This is a genomic window from Streptomyces colwelliae, from assembly GCF_048158785.1.
Lineage (GTDB): Bacteria > Actinomycetota > Actinomycetes > Streptomycetales > Streptomycetaceae > Streptomyces.
On the sequence record NZ_JBLTJC010000086.1, the window covers coordinates 16,623 to 33,516 of the forward strand.

The 16,894-nt window shown below is 69.4% G+C and carries 12 protein-coding genes and 1 pseudogene; 4 read left to right on the forward strand and 9 right to left on the reverse strand.

The features are described 5' to 3' along the window. Positions 1-78 precede the first annotated feature (78 nt). The 7 genes from ACNFOC_RS19740 to ACNFOC_RS19770 form a co-directional block, all read right to left on the reverse strand. Positions 79-453: a nuclear transport factor 2 family protein gene (locus ACNFOC_RS19740; protein WP_416960399.1), complete on the reverse strand. Its 375-nt coding sequence runs from the start codon at positions 451-453 to the stop codon at positions 79-81. Between the two features lie 13 nt (positions 454-466). Next, entirely contained in the window at positions 467-1,666 is a 1,200-nt protein-coding gene (locus tag ACNFOC_RS19745; RefSeq protein ID WP_416960400.1) for an MFS transporter, read from the reverse strand. Positions 1,667-1,787: 121 nt separating this feature from the next. Then, positions 1,788-2,957 carry a low temperature requirement protein A gene (locus ACNFOC_RS19750; RefSeq protein WP_416960401.1) on the reverse strand — a complete coding sequence of 390 codons (1,170 nt, stop codon included), beginning with the start codon at positions 2,955-2,957 and terminating at the stop codon, positions 1,788-1,790. Positions 2,958-3,048: 91 nt separating this feature from the next. Then, positions 3,049-4,278: an NAD(P)/FAD-dependent oxidoreductase gene (locus ACNFOC_RS19755; protein WP_416960402.1), complete on the reverse strand. Its 1,230-nt coding sequence runs from the start codon at positions 4,276-4,278 to the stop codon at positions 3,049-3,051. A 60-nt stretch (positions 4,279-4,338) separates the two neighbouring features. After that, the gene (locus ACNFOC_RS19760; protein WP_416960403.1) at positions 4,339-5,742 is read right to left on the reverse strand and encodes an NAD(P)/FAD-dependent oxidoreductase; all 1,404 of its coding nucleotides are present in this window, start codon (positions 5,740-5,742) and stop codon (positions 4,339-4,341) included. Next, positions 5,739-7,178: an FGGY family carbohydrate kinase gene (locus ACNFOC_RS19765; protein ID WP_416960404.1), complete on the reverse strand. Its 1,440-nt coding sequence runs from the start codon at positions 7,176-7,178 to the stop codon at positions 5,739-5,741. The genes ACNFOC_RS19760 and ACNFOC_RS19765 overlap by 4 nt, the downstream gene beginning before the upstream one ends. A 1,073-nt stretch (positions 7,179-8,251) precedes the next feature. Then, the gene (locus ACNFOC_RS19770; protein ID WP_416960405.1) at positions 8,252-9,082 is read right to left on the reverse strand and encodes a hypothetical protein; all 831 of its coding nucleotides are present in this window, start codon (positions 9,080-9,082) and stop codon (positions 8,252-8,254) included. Positions 9,083-9,474: 392 nt separating this feature from the next. Between ACNFOC_RS19770 and ACNFOC_RS19775 the strand changes: the two are divergent. Both ACNFOC_RS19775 and ACNFOC_RS19780 read left to right on the forward strand, forming a co-directional pair. Beyond that, positions 9,475-10,209, forward strand: a pseudogene (locus ACNFOC_RS19775) (amino acid permease); the annotation flags it as partial. Between the two features lie 209 nt (positions 10,210-10,418). Then, on the forward strand, positions 10,419-11,531 hold the full coding sequence (locus ACNFOC_RS19780) for a mechanosensitive ion channel family protein (protein WP_416960406.1): 1,113 nt from the start codon (positions 10,419-10,421) through the stop codon (positions 11,529-11,531). 42 nt (positions 11,532-11,573) lie between these two features. Here the strand turns inward: ACNFOC_RS19780 and ACNFOC_RS19785 are convergent, their stop codons facing one another. Further along, positions 11,574-13,118, reverse strand: a complete 1,545-nt coding sequence (locus ACNFOC_RS19785; protein ID WP_416960407.1) for a M1 family metallopeptidase — start codon at positions 13,116-13,118, stop codon at positions 11,574-11,576. Positions 13,119-13,327: 209 nt separating this feature from the next. On the opposite strand from ACNFOC_RS19785, the gene ACNFOC_RS19790 reads away from it, so the two are divergent. Beyond that, the gene (locus ACNFOC_RS19790) at positions 13,328-15,547 is read left to right on the forward strand and encodes an NADP-dependent isocitrate dehydrogenase (protein ID WP_416960408.1); all 2,220 of its coding nucleotides are present in this window, start codon (positions 13,328-13,330) and stop codon (positions 15,545-15,547) included. A 343-nt stretch (positions 15,548-15,890) separates the two neighbouring features. Here ACNFOC_RS19790 and ACNFOC_RS19795 read toward each other — a convergent pair whose 3' ends face one another. Further along, the gene (locus tag ACNFOC_RS19795) at positions 15,891-16,232 is read right to left on the reverse strand and encodes a DUF5713 family protein (RefSeq protein WP_416960409.1); all 342 of its coding nucleotides are present in this window, start codon (positions 16,230-16,232) and stop codon (positions 15,891-15,893) included. A gap of 84 nt (positions 16,233-16,316) precedes the next feature. Here ACNFOC_RS19795 and ACNFOC_RS19800 point away from each other — a divergent pair. Further along, positions 16,317-16,894 (forward strand): N-formylglutamate amidohydrolase (locus tag ACNFOC_RS19800; protein WP_416960410.1); only part of this gene is annotated, 578 nt, incomplete at its 3' end.

The following is a 16,894-nucleotide window of genomic DNA, read 5'->3' on the forward strand; positions in this document are numbered from 1 at the left end:
TCTGCTCTGTGGCGAGTGGACGAAAAACTGCCGCCCAGGAGGCCGGGAGCCTTCTGGGCGGCAGGAGTTGAGGGGGGATCAGACGACGTCGTGTCCGCTTACCGTCGTCTCCGGGATCTCGTCGCGGACGTCCCAGTGCTCGGCGATCAGGTCGTTCTCGAGCCGGAAGATCTCCACGACGGCCGAGCCCCGGTCCGTCGAGGTGGCGCGGAAGTGGGTGTGCACGAAGACCAGGTCACCGGAGCCCGCCGCGCGCTTGATCTCGAACCGTGCCTCGGGAAGCTGCTTGCGGAAGCCCTCGATGAACTCGACCAGCGGAGCCCGCCCGTCCGGCAGGTTCGGGTTGTGCTGGATGAGGTCCGCGGCCAGGTACTTGTCGGCCAGGTCGGTCTGCCCCTGGTTCCAGACGGTCTCCAGGTAGTCGCGCACGAAGTGCACCTGGTGGCTGCTCATGAGTTCTCCTTGGCTAACTGATGTGTACAGGTGTGGCGGACTGCTCGGCGACCTTGGCCGCCGACGCCTGCCGGACGGACAGCAGATGGGCCAGCGCGGCCAGGACGAGGACGCCCAGAGCCGCGGCCGGGATGGGGCCCGCGCCCGCGCCCGGCAGCAGGGAGCTGCCGATGAAACTGCCGAGGCTCATCCCGAGGTAGAGCGCGGCGGCGTTCAACGCGAGGATCAACCCCGGTTGCAGGGGCACCAGTTCGACCAGCCGGGCCTGCTGCGGGGCCTGGTAGAGCTGGCTGAAGAAGGCCCAGAACGCGAAGAACACGAGCCCGGCCGTGGAGTGCGGGGCAATCAGCAACAGGGCGAATCCCAGGGCGAGTCCGATGACGGCGAGGCCCACCGTCCGTTCGCCGCCCAGCCGTTCGGCGATCCTCGGCGCGGACGCGTTGCCCGCGACCCCGATCACGCCGAAGGCGAGCAGGGTCACCGAGATCAGCCCGGACGACGCGTCGAAGCGGTCCTTCAGATAGGCGCCCGCGATGCCGTAGACGGTGAACTGGGCGGCCATGAAGAGGAGGGTCGTAGAGACGGTGGCCACGGTGGCGGGGGTGCGCAGCGCACCCCGGTAGGCCTGCACGGTGGGCGGTTCGCCGGCCGGGATCTCGGGGACGAACACGAACACCGTCACGAAGGCGATCGCGGAGAGCACGGCCACGCCGAGCAGCGCCGGGCGCCAGCCGAGGCTGCCGCCGAGGAAGGACGCCAGCGGCACGCCGAGCACGGCGGCGGCCGTCATCCCGCCGAAGACGGTGGCCAGGGCCCGCTGCCGGCGCTCCGTCGGGACGATGAGCGCACCGGCCGCCGAGGCGCCGGGGCCGAAGACGGCGGCGCCCATCGCGGCGAGGACCCGAGTGGCCGTCAGGAAGCCGTAGTTGGGCGCTACGGCCCCGAGCGCGGCGCCGACGGTGAGCAGCCCGATGCCGACAAGGAGGACGCGCTTGCGGTTCCAGCGGCGCAGCAGGATGGGGGCCGAGGGCGCGAAGACCGCGAAGGTCAGCGCGAAGACGGTGACGAGTATGCCCACCGAGGCGGGCTGGACGTGCAGGTCGTCCCCGATCGGACCGTTCAGGCCGACGACCGCCAGCGAGATCGTCCCCAGGCTGAAGTAGCCCAGTGAGAGTGACAGCAAGGCCGGTAAGGCGCTGTTGCGGGAGGGCATCACGCCACCTCCTCTTCCGAGCGGGAAAGGTGCATGCGGTGACCGTAGGAGCGGTCCAAGGACCGTCGCGCGCGCGGCGAGGAGGACCCCGGCACTGCCCGAGGTCCGTCCCCGCACTACGTCAGGTCGTGCCGAAAGCGCGTGAGCGCAGCACCAGCGGCACGCTGCGGCCGGAGCTGATCAGCCAGTGCTCCACGGCGTTGACCAGCAGGAGCAGCAGGGCGGTTGAGGCGAGTACGGCGAGGGCCGGCAGGAGGGGTGCGACCGCGGCGGCGGCCAGCAGCACGAGGCCGCAGTAGAAGCGGGTGGCGGACGCGGCGCCGAACATCCGGCGGCGGGTGTAGCAGAAGGTGAGCAGGATCAGAGCGGCTCCGACGGGCAGCAGTCCGGCGGTGCCGGAGTGCGGGACGCGCAGGGGGTCGTGGACGGTGCGTACGGCGCCGACGGAGACCAGCAACAGCCCGGCGACCAGGACGAGATGGCCGTAGCTGAGCACGTCACGGACGACGATCGCGGGGGTGGGGTGGGTGCGCAGGGCGTGGGCGACGGCCGAGGCGACGAGGTGGAAGTAGAGCCACCACAGGGCGCAGCCGATGAGGAAGGCGAGGACGAGCGCGGTCAGACTGACCGGGTCGAGCGGTCCTTTGGCGACTCCGGCGCCGACGGAGAAGATGTTCTCGCCGAGGGCGATGATGATGAACAGGCCGAATCTTTCCGGGAGATGGTTGACGCCGAAAGCCAGTCGCCGCAGATGGCCGCTGAGCAGGACGGGTGCCGCCAGTTCGGCGAGCACCGCGACCGCCCAGCACACCTCGCGCCAGGGGGCGGGGAGGGTGGCGGCGCCGAACAGCACGAGGGCGAAGGCGAGTCCGGCGCGGTAGGGGTGGATGGTGTAGAGGGCGCACTCTCTGCGGATGGCCTCGCCGATGAGCAGTCTGAGGGCGAGGTAGCTGCCCGCGTACAGCAGGGCCTGTTCCCGGTTGTCGAGCACCTGCGGGGCGGCAACTGCCATGCCGTAGACGGCGAGTGCGGTGAGCATCAGGAACACGCGCTGGAGACTGGTCTCGTGCACGGCGTTCATCGCCATGACGACATCCACCCAGGCCCACCACAGGGGGACGAGCACGAGCAGGCACTGTCCGAGCACGGGCCAGGTGGCGTGTCCGGCGAGCAGGTGCGCGATCTGGCCCACGCCGAACGCGAGGACCAGATCGAAGAAGAGCTCCGCCCAGGTGGCCCGGTCGCGCACCTGAACGGCCGGGACGGTCGTTGTCGCGGTTGCGTCGGTCATCGTCGTATCGGGACACGGCAGGCCCCGGCAGACAGGGAATGCGCGAAGTAGGCGCCCATTGCGGCAAGTTGGCCGTCCGGCTGTCCGAACTTCACCGCCCCGCGACCACCACCCGCACCGGTCCGCCCGCCCCGTCGACGAGCCGGGTCCATCCCGCCGCCAGGGTCAGCGTGCGATTCGGTACGGCCGTCCGCGGCCGCTCCTGATGCAACAGCCGCCCGTCCTGGACGACTTGCAGCACCGGCCGCTTCAACAGGGCCGAGGTCCGCAGGACATACGGATGCTCGTCACCCGGAGCGACACGGTTCGGGGCGATCCAGCGCAGGGGCGCCTCGACGACCAGGGGCACGGTGTGGCGTGGCCATTCGGCACCGGTGAGGCTCTCCAGAACGGCGGCGGCGACCCGGACCCCCTCGCGGGTGGCGGTGGCAGCGCTCTCCACGGGATGCAGGACACTGCCGACGGCGAACACTCCGGGCCGCGAGGTGTGCAGGGCCCCGTCGACGGCGGGGCCCCGGGTGCCGGGGTCCAAGACGAGGTGGCCCCGCCGGGCGAGTTCGTGGTCAGGCACGAAGTCTCCGGTGAACACGACGGTGTCACAGGCCAGTTGGACGGTACGACCGTCCCGGTGGCGGACGCGTACTCCGGACAGCCGTCCGTGGCCGAGGAGTTCGGTGACCGTGGTGTCGGTGAGGAGGGGGATGCGGTGGCGGAGGCGGGCGTGGTGGGCGCGGGTGATGGTCGCCTGGGACTGGTCCAACTCGGTGACCATGGCGACGACTTGGGCTCCGGCCGCCCGTACGGTGTCGGCGGCTGCGTAGGAGACGTCCTCGGCACCGACCACGACGGCTCGGGTGCCGATCCGTTGCCCGTGGAGATGCACCGCCTGCTGCAACTCCCCCGTGGTGTACACCCCGTTGGGGCGGGTCCCCGGCACCAGCCGGGCCGCGCGCGGCCGTTCGCGGGCGCCGGTGGCGAGGACGACGGCTGATGCGTGGATGTTCTCCGGGCCTTGCGGGCCAACGGTGTTCAGCGCCAACGGCCCCGCCCAGTCGAGGGCCGTGACCCCGGTGCGCACGACGGCACCGGCACGCACAGCGGCGGTGAGCACCAAGCGGGCGTACGCGGGCCCGGTGAGCGGATGCGTCCAGGTGCCGAAGCCGCCGTGGTGACAGTGCCGGGGCACTCCCCCGGCGTGCTGCTCCCGGTCCAGGACTTCGACGCGCGCGACTCCGGCGACGGCGAGGCGCGCGGCGGCGGCGAGTCCTGCGGGGCCGGCGCCGACGACAAGGACGTCGACTTCGCGTTCCGGGCGGGTCATGGCCGGGCTCCTTCGGGCGTCGCGTGGATCATGCGTCAGCCCCATCGGGCGTCGCATGGATCATGCCTCAGCCCTTTCGAACAACTCCCGTACAGCCGCCCCGCAGTAGAACCCCTGACAACGCCCCGCCCGTGCCCGGGTCCGCCGACGCAGTCCGTCGAGGTTGCGCGGCGGCACCGTACTCGCGAGCGCGTCCCGGATCTCGCCGCGTGAGACGCGCTCGCAGTGGCAGACGAGGGTGCCGTACTCCGGGTCGGCGGCGACGAGTTGGGGGTTCTGGTGGGGGCGCGGGTGCGCCTCGCCGAGGTTCGGCATGCGGACCGGGTCCAGGTCCCGCGCCGGGCCGAGGGCCAGGCCCGTGCCGGCCAGCAACTCGGTGACGTGCGCGGCGATGGCCATGGACGCCGTCAGGCCGGTGGAGCGGATGCCGCCGACCGTGATGTACGCCTGCTCGGGGTGGGCGGTGATGCGGTAGTCGTCCTCCTCGGTGGCGGCACGCAGCCCGGCGTAGACGGCGGTGACCTCCTCGTCGAGCAACGCGGGGAGGATCCGCGCGCCCTTCTCCCGCAGCAGGGCGAGGCCTTCGGCCGTGGAGCCGGTCGCCCGCTTGTCGTCCAGGTCCTCGGCGGTGGGGCCGAGGAGCAGGTTGCCGTAGACGGTGGGGGCGACCAGGACCCCCTTGCCGAGTGCCGTGGGGACGGGCAGCAGGATGTGGTGGATCAGGTCGCGGGCGAGTCTGTCGAAGACGATCAGCTGGCCCCGGCGCGGGGTGATCGTGAAGTCGTGGTGCCCGAGGTGGCGGTCGAGGGTGTCGGCGTGCAGCCCGGCCGTGTTGACGAGGTGGCGGGTACGGAGGGTTCCTCGGGAAGTGGTGAGAAGGTGCGTTCCGTCTCGCCAACTGACGTCACTCACCGGCGAGTTGAGGTGCAGGTCGACTCCGTGCCGGACCGCCTGTGTCGCGTACGCCAGTGTCGTCGTCCAGGGGCAGATGATGCTCTCGCCCGGCACGTGCAGGGCGCCGAGCGCACCCGGGCCGAGGTGCGGTTCACGTTCGTAGAGTTCGGGAGGGTCGATCAGGCGGGTGTCGGTGTATTCGTTGCGTACGGCCTTCGCCGCCAAGTGCGGTAGCACGGCGAGCTGTTCCTCGTCCCAGGCCACGAGCAGCGCGCCCACCGGGTCGACGGCGATGCCCGACTCGGCGGCGTACGCGGCGAGTTGGCTTGAGCCCTCGCGGACGAGCCGTGCCTCCAGGGAGCCCGGTACCGCGTCGAAGCCGGTGTGCAGGATCGCGGTGTTCGCCTTCGAGGTGCCCTGGCCGACGTCGTCCTGCGCTTCGACGAGGGCCACGCGCAGGCGCGGCCGGCGGGCGAGTTCGCGGGCGATCGCGCAGCCGACCACTCCCGCGCCGACCACCGTCACGTCGTAACTCCCTGACGGCAGCGGTCCGTTGGCCGTGACCGTCATGCAGGGGCCCGGTCGAGCAGCGCCGTCACTTCGGTGCGGAAGGTGGCGAGGCGTTCGGCCGCGTGGTCGGGGGTGATGCGCGGCTCGTAGACGGCGGCCGGTTTCCAGTCGGGCAGGGCGTCGGCGAGCGTCAGCCCCGGCTCCACGCCGAGTTGGGCCAGCGCGCCCACGCCGAGGGCGGTGGCGTCGGGCAGCGCGGACACCTCGACGGGGCGTTGCAGCAGGTCGGCCTGGGTCTGCATGAGCAGGGCGGAGCGGGTCAGGCCGCCGTCGACGCGCAGTACGTCGAGCGGTGTGCCGAGGTCCGTCGCGGCGGCTTCGGCGAGTTCGACGACCTGCGCGGCGAGGCCCTCGCACAGGGCGCGCACCAGGTGCCCGGAGGTGGTGTCGAGGCCGAGACCGGTGAGCGAACCGCGCACGTCACCACGCCACCAGGGCGCGGCGAGCCCGGCGAGGGCGGGCACGAAGGTGACCCCGCCCGTGTCCGGTACCGCGCCGCCCACGCGATCCAGGTCTGCGGCACCGGCGATGACGCCGAGGTCGGCGAGCCACCGTACGGCGGACGCGGCCGTGTACACCTGACCGTCGAGGCAGTAACTGGTCCGCCCGCCGAGCCGCCACGCCACGCAGCTCACCAGGCCCGAATCCCCGCGCCGGGGCGTGTCGCCGGTGTGCGCGAGCAGGAACGCCCCTGTGCCGTAGGTGCACTTGGCGCCGCCGGGCGCGGTGATCCGCTGGGCGAGGAGGGCCGCCTGCTGGTCCACGACCAGGCCGGTGAGGGGTATCTCCGCGCCGAACGCCGTTGTCGTACCGATGAGTTCGGCGCAGTCGACGACGCCCGGAAGGCGTTCCCCGGACAGGCCGTACAGATCGAGGGCACGGGGTGACCATGTGACCCTGTCGAGGTCGAGGAGCTGGGTGCGGCCCGCGGTCGCCGCGTCGGTGACGTGGGTGCCGGTGAGGCGGTGGACGAGCCAGGAGTCGGTGGTGGTGACCATGCCGTCGCGGGTGAGGTGGCGGCGGATCCAGGCCATCTTGGGTGCGGCGAAGTACGGGTCGAGCGGCAGGCCGGTCAGCCGGCGCAACTCGTCGGCGTGTTCGGTGAGTTCGGCGCACACGCTCTCGGCGCGGCGGTCCTGCCAGACGAGCGCGTCGGTGAGCGGCATACCGGTGTCGGGGTCCCAGGCGAGCACGGTCTCGCCCTGGTTGGCGAGGCCCAGCGCCGCCACGGGTTCGTCGGCCTCGGCGAGTGCGCGGCGGCCGGCGGTGATCACCGACTCGTACAGTTCCTCGGGGTCGGCCTCGACCAGACCGCCCGGTCCTCGGCGGGTCCCCACCGAGACGAACCCGGTGCCGATCACGCCGCGTTCGGGACAGATCACCAGGGCCTTCGTGCCGGATGTTCCCTGGTCGACGGCGAGTACCGGACCCGTCATACCACCCCTCCCGTAGATCACTGCGCGACAGCCTGCCGCCGGTCCGCACCGCACGTCAAGCGTTTCTGATCATCGGTCAACTCGTGGATATATCTGCCGAGTTGGGGTAGATCAGGAAAGCAGGCGCGATGCGGAACGTCCGCCTCTATAGTGACCGCGGACCGACGCGATCTCCTCGACCGCCGCCCGCAGGAGGGCTGTTGTTGCTCCGCCTGCCGTCATGCCCGTCAGCTGCCTTGCGGCGGGCGGTTGATGGCGAGAGAAGGAGCGCGTCCCGCCTACGATCCCGCCGGTCACGACGCGGCGCTGCAGGATCTGCGGGCCGGGCGCTGGATGGCGATGCGCGGTCTGCTCGCCGACACCACCCAGTAGTGGCAGTGGACGCGGCGCACCCAGTCGGTCGATCCCGGGATCGGCTGTGCTGACGCCCGCGCGTGGGGGCGTGAACGCAGTCTTCTCCACCTGCGACGCAATGCTCAGGAACTTCAAGATCACGTTCTTCAGCTCCGCGCGGTGCGCGGCTACCGGTAGTCCGTTATCTCCAACTGCCGGGTGCTCGCCCGCGATACAAGGTACTGGCCGAACAACGACCCGCCCGCGCCGAGCACAACACCCGCCAGAGACAACAGGCCGTCCACAAGGTTCCCCAAGATCCCATGACAAGAGTCTCTCGACTCGCTGCAGAGAGAACCGAACTGCCCATGGACAGCTCACGCCAGGCCAGTTACGAGACAGCCATTAAGGCACGCGATTTGATTTCGCGTACGTGAGTTGTTGGCTGCATTTGGCTAAACGTTGGAAACGTCGCCGAGAATCTCTGAAACCGAAACGTCAAAGATTCCAGCCAACCCGACAAGATAGTCAAGGGAAGGTCTCCGAACAACGAGTCAATCCCCATCGAAGGTGAACTTTGATTTCGACGGACCTCGGCCACCTTCGACCCTCATTGATTGCGACGATGCGCTCACGTTCTGACCTCCTGAACCGGCGCAATAACATTGCGCCGGGGCAAGAAAATCACGCCGCTGACCGCTGGCGCAATCGCGAGGCCACCCTGAGAAGTGTCGACGGAGTCATTCTCTTGGCAACGCCCATAGCACGCTGATAATGATCAGGGCGGGTACGATGAGAGCCGCTTCACTCATGGTGTATATCTGCCAACGGGGGTAGTTTACTTGGTCATACGGGGTACCCACGAAAAAGCCACTGAACCCCGCAAGACCTGTACTGGTCAACAAGTTCAGCCACGCACTTAAATTCACTCGCTTGTTGAGAATATCGTACGGCCAGTTCGCGGCATTACCTGCGGGCACCGAGGGGACTGGCTTCCACCAGAGGGAGACCGTAACTACTAGCAGCGCCGCGAAAGACCCCCACACCATCCCGTCGGCCCACCCCGCCGCCTTACGGTCAGTCAATGCGTTATGGAAGCTTACCGACGAGGTTGCCAGCATGAACATGGCAAAAACCGCTGAGACGAGGACGAGACCGCGCAAAAATCGCACTTCGCCGTCAGAATTTCGACCGTACGCCAGAAACAGCCAGGACAGAGCAGCGATAACCACCACGGCGTTCGCTGCGAGAATGCCCCCGACGAACAACTGCTCTACTAGAGCACGCCTGCAGACGAGTTCACCCGTGACTACTGAGTACAGATAGGAGGTGACAGCCAGGCCGAAGAAGCTGGGCATCAGCAGACGCAGCCCCCGAGAGGCGTGCGCGTCTCCACCCGCCGGGTTTTGCTGCCCGATAACCATGACGACGCCAGAAAAGACGAAGCCCGCCAGGATGCCGCAGAAGGCGCTGAATGCCCCAGCTGACCCGATGGGATTCCAGTCCAGCTGCCCATTCGTGCACACATCCGGCTCGAACTTCTTGGATAAGGCAACAGTGAGTAGCAACATGGCCCGAGATAGTGTCAGCGGATCATGAGAGCTGTCATGGCTTTGACGAAACCGACGGCTACACGCAGCACCGGAGCCAGATCAGAGGGTTCCAAGTGTCACCAGTCGACACCTGGAACCCTCTAGGCGTCCGGCGGGCGGTCCGCGTCAATCCTCCCCCGGCTCTTCCGGGGGCTGCGGGTAGGCCGTGGACTTGGGCCGTAGGGGGTCGTACGGGTCTTCCGTGGGGTCGTCGGCGGCCGGGACGGGCGCACTGGCGGGCGGGGCTCGGGCTGTAGTTGTTTCTGGCTGGAGGCCCAGGTGACCCGCCCAGCTGCCAGCGCGCGGGCCTGTAAGAGCGTCGCGCCCCGAACCTGTTTTCGTACGTCGGTCCATGGAGTTCTCGTGATCTCGACCGCTCGATCTGGGTCTCCTGGATAGCGGTTTTCGCGCTGCTCGCGGGCCTCACCTTCGCGATCCAGGACTACGCGGACACCCAGAACAGCGGCACCGGAGTGCCGCCCTCGCAGATCCTCCTCGACGCCCTGCGCACGGACCGCGCGAGCGCCCTGCTCCTCGTGGTGATCGTGGCGCAGCTGTTCTGTGGCAACGCCGAGGTCGCCGTGGCCAGCCGCATGGTCTTCGCGTTCAGCCGGGACAAGGCCCTGCCCGGCTCGGCCCTGTGGCGCAGGGTCAGCAACCGCACCCAGACCCCGGTGGCCGCCGTGTGGCTGGCGGTGGTGGCCGCCGGAGTGCTCGCGCTGCCGTCCCTGTACTCGGCGACGGCGTACGGGGCGGTCACCGCGATCAACGTCATCGGCATCACACCCGCGTACGCCATCCCCGTGTTCCTGCGGCTGCGCGCGGGGGACCGTTTTCAGCCGGGTCCGTGGAGCCTGGGCCGGTGGAGCAAACCGATCGGCTGGGTCGCTGTGGTGTGGGTGGCCTGTGTGACGGTGTTGTTCTGTCTGCCGCAGTCCTCGCCGGTGACGGTCGACTCGATGAACTACGCGTCCGTCGCCCTAGCCGTCGTACTCGTCCTGGCCAGTGTGTGGTGGTACGTCGCCCGCCGTTCGTACGGCACACCGACCACGGCCGCCTACGGTTCCGACCGCGACCAGGCCGAACTCACCGAGGGAATCGTCTGAAAGCCGTGCTCACAGCCCCGGGCGAGGTACGAACTCCCCGTCCGGATACGGCAGGATGAGCGGTCGCGCCGGTGCGGAGAACCGTTCCGGCCGGCGCGACGGCAGTTCCGGCAATGCCCGTACTTCGAGCAGGTGGACAACGTGACGACTCTGCACATCCGGCCCTCGGCGGCGCCCTTCGCCACCGTTTCTCTCCCCGGAGGTGACCGATGAACCGCATGCCGACCCTGGACGACTTCATGCTCGCCGGAATAGCGCTGGCCTCGGGCCTGCTGGCGGCGTTCCTGCTGCGGGTACTGCTGCGCTGGCTCGGCAAGCACGCCGACCGCACCCGCTGGAGCGGCGACGACGTGATGGTCGACGCGCTGCGGACCGTGCTGCCGTGGTCGGCGATCACCGGCGGCGCGGCGATCGCGGGGGCCGTGCTGCCGCTGACGCACACGGTCCAGCACCAGGTCAACCAGAGCCTCAAGGTGCTGATCATCCTCGCCGTGACGGTGGCGGCGGCCCGGGTGATAGCGGGTCTGGTGCGGGCGGTCACCAACTCCCGCTCCGGGGTGGCCGGTTCGGCCACGATCTTCGTCAACATCACCCGGATCCTGGTCCTGGCGATCGGCTTCCTGGTGATGCTACAGACGCTGGGCATCTCGATAGCGCCGATGCTCACCGCCCTGGGCGTCGGCGGTCTCGCCGTGGCGCTCGCCCTCCAGGACACGCTCGCCAACCTCTTCGCGGGCATCCACATCCTCGCCTCGAAGACCGTCCAGCCCGGCGACTACATCAAGTTGAGCAGCGGCGAAGAGGGTTACGTCGAGGACATCAACTGGCGCCAGACGACGGTACGGGCGCTCTCCAACAACCTCGTCGTGATACCGAACGGCCAGCTCGCCAAGACGAACATGACCAACTTCATGCGTCCCGAGCAGGAGTTGACGATCCTGGTCCAGGTGGGCGTCGGCTACGACAGCGACCTGGAGCATGTCGAGCGGGTGACCATGGAGGTCATCGCCGAGGTCATGAACGACATCACCGGCGCGCTCCCGGAGCATGAACCGGCGATCCGCTTCCACACCTTCGGCGACTCCCGGATCGGCTTCACGGTGATCCTGGGCGTCGGCGAGTTCAGCGACCAGTTCCGCATCAAGCACGAGTTCATCAAGCGCCTGCACAGGCGGTACCGGCAGGAAGGCATCCGGATTCCGGCGCCGACGCGGACGGTGGCGTTGCAGCAGGGGTCGGTCCCACAGGGTGCGATCGCCATACCGCAACAGCGGGTCCCGGAGGACGAGCCGGGCGAAGTTCCCTCCACCCGGCTCGACTGACGGATCAAGTCCGGCTCGACCGACCCCGACCGGTCAACTCCCTCACAGCGTCGCCGAGTTGTCGTGGCGGTGCCCGCCGGTCCGGTTGTGCGGAACGGTGAGGGACGGGTTCACCGGCGTCACCGTCCAGTCCGGATGACCGGGCATGCGCGGCGTCGCCGTACCGTACAGCCAGTCCCGCAGGAAGCCGGACAGGTCCTGGCGAGCGACCTTCGACGCGACGGCGATGTAGTCCTCAGTCGTCGCGGCGGAGTCGCGGTACCGGGCGAGGAAGGCGAGCTCGACGGCGTGGAAGGTGTCCTCGCCGATGAGTTGACGGAGCGCGTAGAGGACGAGGACGCCGCCCACGTAGCGCTGGTTGTCGAAGAGGTTGGCCGCGTTCGGGGCGGCGACCGGGCCCGAGTCGTGGCGCCACTGGTCGCCGCGCGCGTAGGTGTCCTTCATGCGGGCTTCCATCGTGGTCAGGCCGAGGGAGTCGGCCCAGCCGCGCTCGTAGCGGTACAGCAGCCCGTAGAAGTCGGCGTGGCCCTCGTTCAGCCAGAGGTCGGCCCAGGTGGCGGGGCTGACGCTGTTGCCGAACCAGGAGTGCACCAGCTCGTGCATCATGTGCGAGCCGATCTTGCTCTCCTCCTGGAGCAGGAAGTTCGGCTTGTACAGCGTGAGGGTCTGGGTCTCGAGTCCCGTGAAATCAAAGGCGTTCGGGGCGTCGGAGTTGCAGGGCAGCAGTCCGTACGTCTCGAACGGGTAGGCGCCCAGGCGCTGTTCGAGCCAGTCGACGAGGCCGGGGGTCAGCGCGAGCGCCGGTTCCAGGGCGGCGGCGCGCGCGGTGGGCACGATGTCGCGCAGCGGCAGACCGTGCGGTCCCGGCCGCTCCTTGACCACGTAGTCGCCGACCGTCAGCTGCACCAGCTCGGTCGCCATCGGCGAGCGCGAGCGGTAGCTGAACGCGGTCCGGTCGCCGTCCAGCCGCTCGGTGCACACCAGTTGACCGTTCGCGACCCCGCGCAGCCCGTCCGGGACGGTGATCCGGAACGTGAAGTCGGCCTTGTCGCTGGGGTGGTCGTTGCAGGGGAAGACGGTGTGCGCCAGGTTCGGCTGGCCGCACACCGCGAAACCGTCCGGGGTGACGACCCACCCGCCGGTGGGCGCGGCTGCGCGGGCCGGGTCGGCGGAGTACTCCACGCAGACGGTGACTCGGGCCTTCGCCGGAAGCGTCCTGGCGGGCGTGATCCGCAACTTCTCGTCGACCTGCTCGAAGCCGGCGCTACGGCCCTGGACGCGGACCGCGCGGATGTCGAGGCCCAGGGCGTCCAGGGAGAACCGGGTCAGGGCTTCGGTCGTGCGGAGTTCGATCGTGACGGTGCCGTCGACGAGCCGGGTCGCAGGGTCGTAGGCGAGGTCGAGGTCGTAGGACAGGACGCGGTAGCCGCCGTTGCCGAGGCCCGGGTAGACCGGGTCGCCGAGGGTCTCGGCGCCCTCCGTGGTTCTCGCGCGCGGGGCGGCGAGGGCGGGGGATCCCATGGTCAGGGCCGCGGCCGTACCTATGAGGGCGGCCGCCGGGGCTGTTACTCGGGTGCGATATCTCATGATCCGCTTTCGCTCGGGCGGCCGGTGGTCGGGCCGGCCATCGGGTGTGAGGGGCCTTATGACCTTCTGGACGGCTGGATCACGGGGTTCGTATGCCTCGGAGCGAGGAGTGGCGTGAATCCGGGGTGTGGACCCACCGCTGTCGAGCCGGACCCGATCAGGAGATATCTTGATGTCGAGCAATGTTGCAGACGTGGAGCGGAGCACCGGTGACTGACTCGACCATCATCTATACGCACACTGACGAGGCCCCGGCCCTGGCGACGTATTCCTTCCTGCCGGTGGTCCAGGCGTACGCCTCGCAGGCGGGTGTCGCCGTGACCACGCGGGACATCTCGCTGGCCGGGCGCATCATCGCCGTGTTCCCGGAGTACCTCACCGAGGACCAGCGGATCCCGGACGCCCTGCACGAGCTGGGCGAACTGGCGAAGACGCCCGAGGCCAACATCATCAAGCTGCCGAACGTGTCGGCGTCCATCCCTCAGCTCAAGGCCGCGGTGGCCGAGCTTCAGGAGCAGGGTTACGCGCTGCCGAGCTACCCGGACGACCCGAAGACCGACGAGGAGCGGGACATCCAGTCCCGCTACGACAAGATCAAGGGTTCCGCGGTCAACCCGGTCCTGCGCGAGGGCAACTCCGACCGCCGCGCCCCCGCCTCGGTCAAGAACTACGCGAAGACGCACCCGCACCGCATGGGCGCCTGGACGTCGGACTCCAAGACCAACGTGGCGACGATGGGCGAGAACGACTTCCGCTCCACCGAGAAGTCGGTGACGATCGCCGAGGCCGGCGCGCTGAAGATCGAGCTGGTCGCCGAGGACGGCACCACCACCGTGCTGCGCGAGTCCGTACCCGTCCTCAAGGACGAGGTCGTCGACGCCTCCGTGCTGCACGTCGCCGAGCTGCGTGAGTTCCTCACCGCGCAGATCGCCCGCGCCAAGGCCGAGGACGTCCTGTTCTCCGTGCACCTCAAGGCCACGATGATGAAGGTCTCCGACCCGATCATCTTCGGCCACGTGGTCCGCGCCTTCTTCCCGAAGACCTTCGAGCAGTACGGCGCGACGCTCGCCGCGGCCGGTCTCTCCCCGAACGACGGTCTCGGCGGCATCCTCAAGGGTCTGGCCGCGCTGCCCGAGGGCGACGCGATCAAGGCGTCCTTCGACGCGGAGATCGCCGAGGGCCCCGCGCTCGCGATGGTCGACTCCGACAAGGGCATCACCAACCTGCACGTGCCGTCCGACGTCATCGTCGACGCCTCGATGCCGGCCATGATCCGCACCTCCGGCCACATGTGGGGCCCGGACGGCGCGGAGGCGGACACCCTCGCGGTGCTCCCGGACTCCTCCTACTCCGGCGTCTACCAGGCCGTCCTCGACGACTGCCGCGCCCACGGCGCCTACGACCCGTCCACCATGGGCTCGGTGCCGAACGTCGGTCTGATGGCGCAGAAGGCCGAGGAGTACGGCTCGCACGACAAGACCTTCGAGGTCCCGGCGGCCGGTACGGTCCGCCTCGTCGACCAGGCCGGCAACGTCGTCCTGGAGCAGTCGGTCGCCAAGGGTGACATCTTCCGCGCCTGCCAGACCAAGGACGCCCCGATCAAGGACTGGGTGAAGCTCGCCGTCACCCGCGCCCGCGCCACCGCCAACCCGGCGGTGTTCTGGCTGGACGAGACCCGCGCGCACGACGCCCAGCTGATCGCCAAGATCAACGCCTACCTGCCGGAGCACGACACCGAGGGCCTGGACATCCGGATCCTCGCGCCGGTCGAGGCGACCCAGCTGTCGGTGGAGCGCATCCGCCGCGGCGAGGACACCATCTCCGTGACCGGCAACGTGCTGCGTGACTACCTGACCGACCTCTTCCCCATCCTGGAGCTGGGCACCAGCGCCAAGATGCTGTCGGTCGTCCCGCTGATGGCGGGCGGCGGCCTCTTCGAGACGGGCGCCGGCGGCTCCGCGCCGAAGCACGTGCAGCAGCTGGTCAAGGAGAACTACCTGCGCTGGGACTCGCTCGGTGAGTTCTTCGCGCTGGTCCCGTCCCTGGAGCAGTACGCGACGTTCACCGGCAACGCCCGCGCTCAGGTCCTCGCCGACACCCTCGACCGCGCTACGGCGACCTTCCTCAACGAGGACAAGTCCCCGACCCGTCGCGTCGGCGGCATCGACAACCGCGGCAGCCACTTCTACCTGTCCCTGTACTGGGCGCAGGAACTGGCCGCGCAGACCGAGGACGCCGACCTCGCGAAGGCGTTCGCGTCGCTCGCCGAGACCCTCGCGGGTGCCGAGGCGAAGATCATCGAGGAGCTCCTCGCGGTCCAGGGCAGCCCGGCCGACATCGGCGGCTACTACCAGCCCGACCCGGCCAAGGCCGCGAAGATCATGCGCCCGTCGACGACGTGGAACGAGGCGCTGGCTTCCCTGAGCTGACGCACGAAGCAGCCTGAAGGGCACCTGCCTGCCCCTCCGTCCCGGCCGGGATCTCCTCCGGCCGGGACGGAGGTGTTCGTTCCGGGGAACGGTCGGGATCTGAGCCGCGACAGGAAACGGCCCGCCCATCGCCTGCGCCGGTGACGAGGCAGCCACGCGCCTGTGCCGGGAACCGACCTCCGCGCCGGTCAGCCGTGTCGGGCAACAGCCCACAACTCGCCCCGCCACAGCGGTCTGCCGGTCACCCGAGCCAGGGAGCAGGGCCGGCCGCCCGAGCCGGGACCACGTCCGACCGGCCGCCGAACCCGGGCAAACTCCCCTCACCCGCCCCAGCCGGCACAGCTCACCAGTCCCGAACGGCGATCAGCTCCTCCACGTCCGCATCGGCGAAGCCGTACGCCTTCGCGACGAACCAGAAGTCCTCGGCTATCTCCTCGCGCGCCACGGTCTCGATGTCGCTGTCGGCCGCCTCGAAGTCTGCCTGGAGGGCGTTGAACTCCTCGGTGGCGACCTCGGTGAGGGCGTACAGCGCGGGCAGGTCGGCGGGGTGTTCGGTCTCGATGCGCTCGCACAGGCGCAGCAGGATGGCCTTGCCGAGGTCCACGACGTGGTCGGGGTAGTAGTCGTCCCGGTACAGCGCGGGCAGGAAGGCGTGCTCGGTGATCTGCTCGTTGCTGACGGGCATGGCGGTGCTCCCCCGGTCCGTGATCGTCGTTGCGGATACCTTGATCCTGCACCACGCCACTGACAACGCCCCCGGGAGCCGCCCGTGTCCCCCTCCGCGCCGTCCTCGCCGTCCTTCGAGCTGCTGCCCGGCGCCGCGGACTCGCCCGTGATCCTCCATGTGCCGCACTCCGCACGGGAGATACCGGCCGACGTCCGCGCGGACATCCTGCTGGACGATCCGGCGTTGGAACGCGAACTCGACCACATCACCGACAGCCACACCGCCCGGATCGCCGCCGAGGCGGCACGCGCGTGTGCCGTCACCCCGTGGCGGTTCGTGAACCGGCTCTCCCGCCTGGTCGTCGATCCGGAACGCTTCCCGGACGAGCGCGAGGAGATGCTCGCCGTGGGCATGGGCGCGGTCTACACCCGCACCACCCACCACGCCGAGCTACGGCCCGCCGACCACGACCCCGAGCCGTTGATCGACCGCTACTTCCGCCCGTACGCCCGCGCGATGGCGGAGGCCGTCGCCGACCGGCTGGCCGCGACGGGACCGGAGGTTCCTGCTGATCGCCGCGAGCGAGGGCGACCCCGCCCAGGAGGCCGCCGCGCTCGACCAGATGCTGGAGCACCGCGTGGAAGGGCTGCTGTACGCCACGACCTGGCACCGCGCCGTCA